Annotated in this window: 11 protein-coding genes; 5 read left to right on the top strand and 6 right to left on the bottom strand. The window is 63.1% G+C overall.

The window, feature by feature from the left end; translation table 11 throughout:
* Positions 1-235: 235 nt before the first annotated feature.
* The 6 genes from PMI01_RS26950 to PMI01_RS04570 are packed head-to-tail and all read right to left on the bottom strand — an operon-like array spanning position 236 to position 3271.
* Entirely contained in the window at positions 236-388 is a 153-nt protein-coding gene (locus PMI01_RS26950) for a hypothetical protein (protein ID WP_007663746.1), read from the bottom strand.
* Positions 381-662, bottom strand: coding sequence for a hypothetical protein (locus PMI01_RS04590; protein ID WP_007663737.1), 282 nt, complete (start codon positions 660-662; stop codon positions 381-383). The genes PMI01_RS26950 and PMI01_RS04590 overlap by 8 nt, the downstream gene beginning before the upstream one ends.
* Positions 655-1233: a hypothetical protein gene (locus PMI01_RS04585; RefSeq protein ID WP_007663736.1), complete on the bottom strand. Its 579-nt coding sequence runs from the start codon at positions 1231-1233 to the stop codon at positions 655-657. Before PMI01_RS04585 ends, PMI01_RS04590 begins: the two co-directional genes overlap by 8 nt.
* Positions 1234-2448: a hypothetical protein gene (locus PMI01_RS04580; RefSeq protein WP_007663735.1), complete on the bottom strand. Its 1215-nt coding sequence runs from the start codon at positions 2446-2448 to the stop codon at positions 1234-1236.
* Complete coding sequence (locus PMI01_RS04575; RefSeq protein WP_007663734.1) at positions 2448-2732, bottom strand: ASCH/PUA domain-containing protein; 285 nt, start codon at positions 2730-2732, stop codon at positions 2448-2450. The genes PMI01_RS04580 and PMI01_RS04575 overlap by 1 nt, the downstream gene beginning before the upstream one ends.
* Entirely contained in the window at positions 2732-3271 is a 540-nt protein-coding gene (locus PMI01_RS04570) for a hypothetical protein (protein ID WP_007663733.1), read from the bottom strand. Before PMI01_RS04570 ends, PMI01_RS04575 begins: the two co-directional genes overlap by 1 nt.
* A 99-nt stretch (positions 3272-3370) precedes the next feature.
* Between PMI01_RS04570 and PMI01_RS04565 the strand changes: the two genes are divergently transcribed.
* From PMI01_RS04565 to PMI01_RS04550, 5 genes are read left to right on the top strand one after another with little or no spacing between them, the layout of a single operon-like run.
* Entirely contained in the window at positions 3371-3667 is a 297-nt protein-coding gene (locus tag PMI01_RS04565; RefSeq protein ID WP_007663732.1) for a helix-turn-helix domain-containing protein, read from the top strand.
* Positions 3664-3837 (top strand): hypothetical protein, encoded by a 174-nt coding sequence (locus PMI01_RS27365; RefSeq protein ID WP_007663730.1) that lies wholly within the window; start codon positions 3664-3666, stop codon positions 3835-3837. Before PMI01_RS04565 ends, PMI01_RS27365 begins: the two co-directional genes overlap by 4 nt.
* Positions 3834-4463: a helix-turn-helix domain-containing protein gene (locus tag PMI01_RS04560; protein WP_007663728.1), complete on the top strand. Its 630-nt coding sequence runs from the start codon at positions 3834-3836 to the stop codon at positions 4461-4463. Before PMI01_RS27365 ends, PMI01_RS04560 begins: the two co-directional genes overlap by 4 nt.
* A complete protein-coding gene (locus tag PMI01_RS25985; protein WP_157223674.1) occupies positions 4460-5173 on the top strand; it encodes a hypothetical protein in 714 nt (237 codons plus the stop codon). The genes PMI01_RS04560 and PMI01_RS25985 overlap by 4 nt, the downstream gene beginning before the upstream one ends.
* On the top strand, positions 5170-5649 hold the full coding sequence (locus PMI01_RS04550) for a hypothetical protein (protein WP_007663725.1): 480 nt from the start codon (positions 5170-5172) through the stop codon (positions 5647-5649). Before PMI01_RS25985 ends, PMI01_RS04550 begins: the two co-directional genes overlap by 4 nt.
* The last annotated feature ends 63 nt before the right edge of the window (positions 5650-5712 follow it).

Raw genomic sequence — 5712 nt, 5'->3', positions numbered from 1 at the left:
TCCGCCGGTCCAGCGGGCGAAGGTGGGCGCGTTCACCGCTCGTCTCCTTGTTGGTGTTGTCCCTGCTGAGCGGTGTCGATAGCGTCCGCAGCAGCCCGAAGGCACGCAGCCGCACCGAGGCTTCGAACGTGCCAAAACGTGGCCAAGGGCGGATGTTGGTTGACCCTGACGGCGTAGTTGTGGGGCTCATCGTCTGGCGGGATCGGGATGCTGATATTCTGAATCCAGAGAGCCATCACTTCCCTCCCTGCCGGACTTCCGCTGCGGGAATATTGGCGCGCACGATCTCTCGCAGCGTCATCATCCGACCGGCGACGAAGTCACGGCTGTAGTGGACGATGTCGAAGCGGTCTGGGCCGCGAGACTCCAGGGCGTAGCGTTCACCCATCCCGTCCTCCCTGCTGGTTCAGAGCCGCGCGTCCGGCGGGGGTGATTACCTCCGCCGGGTGAAAGCGGCTCTCGTCGTCGCCATCGTCCTCGTCAGCGATCAGGCCAGCCTTGCGGAGTGCGGCCATGTCGTCCCAGTTGAGGTCGTTCCAGTAGGGGGCGAAGTCCTTCCGGGGCGACAGCCATGCGCAATCCCCGTCCGGGGCATGGACGATGCGCGCGCCGGCCGCCAGTTGCTCCAGCAGATCGCGCCGCCCTTTGGTCAGCCTACCCATTCTCACTCTCCTCCGGCTTCGATTCGGTAGCGGCGCGGGCGGCCACCTTAGACCGCCTCAAGCGCTCGACTTTGTCAGGATGCCAGCCCCAGACGAAGCCGGTGCGACCGCGACGCCCGGTACGCGGATCGTGTCCGCCGCTGCGAAAAGCTCCGAGCTTCACCCAGCCATCGAAACGGTAGAGGTCGCCTGAGTGCAGGTGCGCGTCCTGATAACTCACAGCCCATTCATGGCCCCTAGCATCGCGGATCGACGGAAGGGCGAACTCGCGCCACATGCGGAGCGCGACACGGCAGAGGTCAGGCCTGATTGCGCATACCCTGGATAGCTCGGTGGTTGTATCGCGCGGCAGGTAGTTCATGCCGGCGCAGTTTTCTCGGATCAGTGTGGACCATGATGTCACCGCCACCAATTCGCCATTGTGGCGAAGGCCATGCGCCCCGCCGCCGTACTGGAGCGGCCGGTTCAGCGGCCCCATCTGGTGACCCCACTCGACCAAGCATCGGTTTAGGTCAGCCTCGCCGATCAGGTCAAAGCTGACGAGCGGGTCGATGAGCAACGCGCGCCCCATCTACCCCTCCCCCGAGCTATCGATGGCCCCGGCCTGGGCGATGAGGTCTTCGATTTCCTGGAAGGCCGTGCGCCGCGCTCGTCCACCGTCCGTGTCGTAGCAACGCGGCTTGAACTCGGCGATGTAGGCCTGGACCCGCTGAAGGCAGGACACGTCCAGAGCGGCGCCTTTGGCTTCAGACTCGGCATTGCCGTAATCTTCGCGGGCCATCTCGAGTTCGCTTTCCAGCCGTTCGATTTCGGCCAGCGCTTCCGTCAGACCAGCCTTGGCCGTGTTGGCGACCATTTCGTTGGCGTCACCGATATGGTTGGCGGGAGGGGCCAGAAAGTCCGCGAGCCGACCCTCGTATATCAGCCGAGCAACCTCGCGGATCTTGGCCGCTTCCTTGGCGTTGTACTCGTCCATCTGATCCCAGCGGATCAAGTAGCCCGGTCCTGTTGGGCGGCCATCAAGGTCAGTCTCCTGATCACCGCACGGGTTGGTGTTGTAGATCGCGGCGGCCAGGGCCTCGACTGCGTCCGGCTTCCTGTTGGGTTTCAGGAAGTCCATCACGGCTTTCGCCGCGTCTCTGGACGTCCAATCTGGCCCAAGGCTGTCATCGATGACGGCGGCAAGGTCGTCCTCAGACCACGCCACCGGCTCTCCCGTCTCCCTGTCGGGAGGAGTGGGAGCGGCGGCGATCCCTGTAATGGGCCAGCCCACACAGGTTGGGCAATCGCGCGTCTGCTCGGGCGTGGTTGTTCCTGCGATGACGGCGATTCTCTTCGTACCGCCGCAAGTTTGGCACGGCGTCTGATTAGGATATTTATCGCCCGGCCAAGTGTCATTGAGGCCGCATTGTGCCTCTTCATTGGTCGCCGGATGGGTATAAGCGGCTGGATCAGAACTTCCGAAGCCATGGCGCGCTACCACATCGAGGAAGTCCTGATAGCTCTCGCAGGTCTCCTCAATGTCGTAGCCCCACTCGCTGGCCAGATCCTCGATCAGCTTGCGAGACGGCTCGCGCGGAACCGTCACCCATTCTCCCGTCGCCTTAGTGGAGGCTTGGTCGCGGAGGGCGATGATGGCGTCGGCAACGATCGCAAGTCCGCCCTGATCCGCGCCGCCGAGTTCATCAATGCGATGATCGCAAGTCACGTCATCGCAGTCGCCGACAAGAAAGGCCTTCGCGATGATCCGCGCGATTTGCTGTTGCTCGTTCTCAGGCTTGGCCATCAGGGGACTCCTTGGGTGGCGTCGGGATCGACCAAGCCGAGGACGACGTATCCGGACTCAATGCCGAGCTGTCCGCCGGTCAGCACGTAAGAGATGCGCTTGGTGATCGACCGCCCCGTCAGCGCGAGCGCCGCGATAATGGCCGGGTCGTACTCGACCAGATGCAGCAGGTCGCCCTTCTGGAACCCGCGATCGTCACGACGGACTTCGAAGGTCTTTTCGCCGGACTGGATGGCGCGGAAGTAGGTCGGCGACGGCTTGAGCCGGTGGGTCTGGCTCGCCATTAGCGTTCCCCTTCCAGAGCAGTGCGGGCGACGGCTTGAGCCCAAGACGCCATATCCGCAGCCGATCCGCTGTTGGTGTTGCGCGGCGTGGCCGCTTCGATGCGCCTCAGCGTTTCTCGAAGCCGTTCGACCTCTTCGGTGAGGGCGGAGATCCGATTGCCCTGGAGCCTGATCGTATCATCGCGACATTCGATGCCGTCCGGAATCGAACCCGGCGGAACGGCGATCCTTCCGCCGTGGACGTCGAACATGTGGTTGTTTTCGAGACGCTCGTTCAGCCGTTCGATCTCTTCAGCCTGGACGGCGATCTGGTGGTCTAGGTCCTTAAACGCCTGATCGGTTTCGGCATCGAACAGTGCGTGTTCGTCGGCCGATTCCTTGAGGACTGTGTTCTCGGACTGAAGATCGACGTGTGAGGCGAGGAGGGTTTCGATGTCGTCGGCGTAGCTGCCGCCGTAGAGGAGTCCCTTCTTCATGCCCGGAAGAATGCCGAGCAACGTGGTGCGCGCCGCGTCTACCCTCTTTTGTTGGTCGGTCATTGCCCCAATTCCTCAGCCAGCATCGCCATGATGCATTCCGAGGCGTCGTCTTCGCCCTCGATACCGGTCTGAGTGCCATTCAGCCGGATGTTGTCTTGGATGATCGTGGTCAGTTGCGCGCGGAGGCGCATACACGACCAACCGGCCCGCGTTCTGGCCGCGCTCTACCAAGCCGGTGGCCGCATCCTGTCGCGCGACTATCTTCTGGACGAAGTCTTGCCTCGCGGCTCAGCCGATGCCTGTAGCAGCAAGCATCTCGACGTCGTGATCTGCAAAATCCGCAGGGCCGCCGGGTTCGATGCGATCCAGACCCACCCCGGCCTTGGGTATTCGATTACCGATCTGGGCCGCCTGGTCTGCGACGAGGCTCTGGAAGCCCAGGCGAGGGCGGCATGAGCAACGGCAAATCCTACGTGGTCGCCAAGACCTTCACCAATGCCGCCGGTGAGCAGCGGGTCGTCCTGCGCGGCTTCTCCGGAACGTTCGGATGGTCCGGAGAGCCTCTGAACGAAGGCGACCGCATCCACCTGACCGAGGACGGCAGGATCGTGAGGTCACCGCGATGACCTCCACTCCAGAACCCCACTATACCCAGGGCAGCGAGACAGGCGCGACCATCCCTCCCAGCGCGCTTCGCATCGTGGAAGAGGTTGCGGCCAAGCATGGCCAGACGGCCGAGGCCATGTTGTCCAAGAGCCAGACCCCCGACCTTACCGCCGCCCGCCGCGAGGTCTATGCGCGCCTGATGCGGCGGCACTCCTCCCAATCGATCGGCGCATGGATGAATCGTCACCACCACAACGTGATCAAGGGCGCGAAGGCCTATCGGGACCTGATGGCTATTCCCGACGCTAAGGCGCGGCACCAGTCCTTCGCGGCGCCAAAGACGGCCCTGTCCCTGTGGCGCGGCGTTGTGACTGTTCCGCAGCCCCGCCGGCCCATGAAGGACATCGCTGAGGAAGTCGCTTTCGCCCATGGTGTAACGGTCGCCGATCTGGTCGGCCCGAGTCAATTGCGGATCCATGCTCATTCCCGCCAGCACGCGATGTATGTCATGGCGCAACAGACCCACCTCTCCAACGGGATGATCGGCAAGTTCCTGGGCGGCCGAGACCAATCGACGGTCCATCACGGCATCCGCGCACACGCCGCCAGGATCGCCGCTGAATGGTCGGGGAGGGCGGCTGCGTGAGCGCCGGCAAGCCCTGGCTCAAGTTCTACCCTCGCGACTGGCGCGGAGATCAGGCCCTGCGCCACGTCTCCCTTCCGGCGCGTGGTCTGTGGATCGACATGATCTGCATCATGTACGAGGCTACCCCGTACGGACACCTCACGATCGGCGGCCAGCCCGTCAGTGAAGTCGCCCTCGCCAAGCACGCCGGCACGAGCGTTGAGGAGGTCCAAGCTCTGCTTGTCGAACTTCTCGCCGCTGAGGTTTGCCGTCGCACTCGGACAGGCGTCCTTTACTCGAAGCGCATGCTCGCCGATCACAAGCGGTCCGTTGAAGGCAAGAAAGCCAAGACTTTGGCCCTTGCGCAAGCTGCTGAAAACAATCACGAAAAGTCTCCACCTTCAAGGGTACCTACAAGACCCCCTTACACTCAGAAGCCAGAAGCCAGAGCTAAGGTAGAAGGGCCTAAAGCCCCTTCTACCCTTAGCGACGCAAAGAACGATTTCATCGGACCAGACGAAGTCAGGATCGCGTTCCTGTCGGCCAAGGGTGAGGAATGGGTCAGGTCGTACATCGACCGCTGCGGATGGCAGGATTTGCCATGCCGAGCCCTTCTCGCCGCCAACAGCATCGCGCTCAGCGAGATCAACCAAGCCCTTCGCGCCCTGGCCCGCGACAAAAACCCCGTCACCACCGGCCTCACCGTCATTCCGAAGGAGCGAGCGGCATGATCACGAAGGAGCAACACGAGCGCAACATGGCGGCATTCCGGGAGCGGATGGCGGTCAAGCCGATCGGCCGCGCCGCCGCTCCGATCGTCACGCCGACCGCCGGCCCTAGGGTCGTCAACGCCTATAACAAGGCTCTGAGTGGCCAAATCCTGAATCCGAAACAGCGCGGCGACTTCACTGCCCAGGCCAACACTCTATACGGTGCTCAGAAGGGCCGCTTCGATGGGATCGCGCAAGAATATCGAGGCTATGCCAGTGACTACGGTGTCGACCCGGAGCGGGTCGTGACCGCCGCTAAAGCCGCCTCCGCGCCTCCACCGCCGATGAAGCCTCCAGTAGCCGGCGCCAAGCGTGGCAAGGATGGCTGGTACGTCGAGGATCCGAACCGCAAGGGCAGCTTTCCCCGAATTGATCAAGGCCCTGACGGCAAGTGGCGTATCAAGTCGTCCAACGGCCAACTGCTGGAGTGGCAATAATGCCCTGGGCTCCTTCGAAGGATGCACCCGCGGCCGCCACTAAGACTGGCTGGGGCCCGGTGG

The organism is Caulobacter sp. AP07, from assembly GCF_000281955.1.
Lineage (GTDB): Bacteria > Pseudomonadota > Alphaproteobacteria > Caulobacterales > Caulobacteraceae > Caulobacter.
Note: the sequence above shows the minus strand (reverse complement) of the source record. Positions and strands in the feature narration are given on the sequence as shown.

Bases quoted from the DNA above. Each gene is read 5' to 3' on its own strand.
- PMI01_RS26950 (WP_007663746.1), bottom strand. From the start codon at position 388: ATGGGTGAACGCTACGCCCTGGAGTCTCGCGGCCCAGACCGCTTCGAC.
- PMI01_RS04590 (WP_007663737.1), bottom strand. From the start codon at position 662: ATGGGTAGGCTGACCAAAGGGCGGCGCGATCTGCTGGAGCAACTGGCG.
- PMI01_RS04585 (WP_007663736.1), bottom strand. From the start codon at position 1,233: ATGGGGCGCGCGTTGCTCATCGACCCGCTCGTCAGCTTTGACCTGATC.
- PMI01_RS04580 (WP_007663735.1), bottom strand. From the start codon at position 2,448: ATGGCCAAGCCTGAGAACGAGCAACAGCAAATCGCGCGGATCATCGCG.
- PMI01_RS04575 (WP_007663734.1), bottom strand. From the start codon at position 2,732: ATGGCGAGCCAGACCCACCGGCTCAAGCCGTCGCCGACCTACTTCCGC.
- PMI01_RS04570 (WP_007663733.1), bottom strand. From the start codon at position 3,271: ATGACCGACCAACAAAAGAGGGTAGACGCGGCGCGCACCACGTTGCTC.
- PMI01_RS04565 (WP_007663732.1), top strand. From the start codon at position 3,371: ATGATCGTGGTCAGTTGCGCGCGGAGGCGCATACACGACCAACCGGCC.
- PMI01_RS27365 (WP_007663730.1), top strand. From the start codon at position 3,664: ATGAGCAACGGCAAATCCTACGTGGTCGCCAAGACCTTCACCAATGCC.
- PMI01_RS04560 (WP_007663728.1), top strand. From the start codon at position 3,834: ATGACCTCCACTCCAGAACCCCACTATACCCAGGGCAGCGAGACAGGC.
- PMI01_RS04550 (WP_007663725.1), top strand. From the start codon at position 5,170: ATGATCACGAAGGAGCAACACGAGCGCAACATGGCGGCATTCCGGGAG.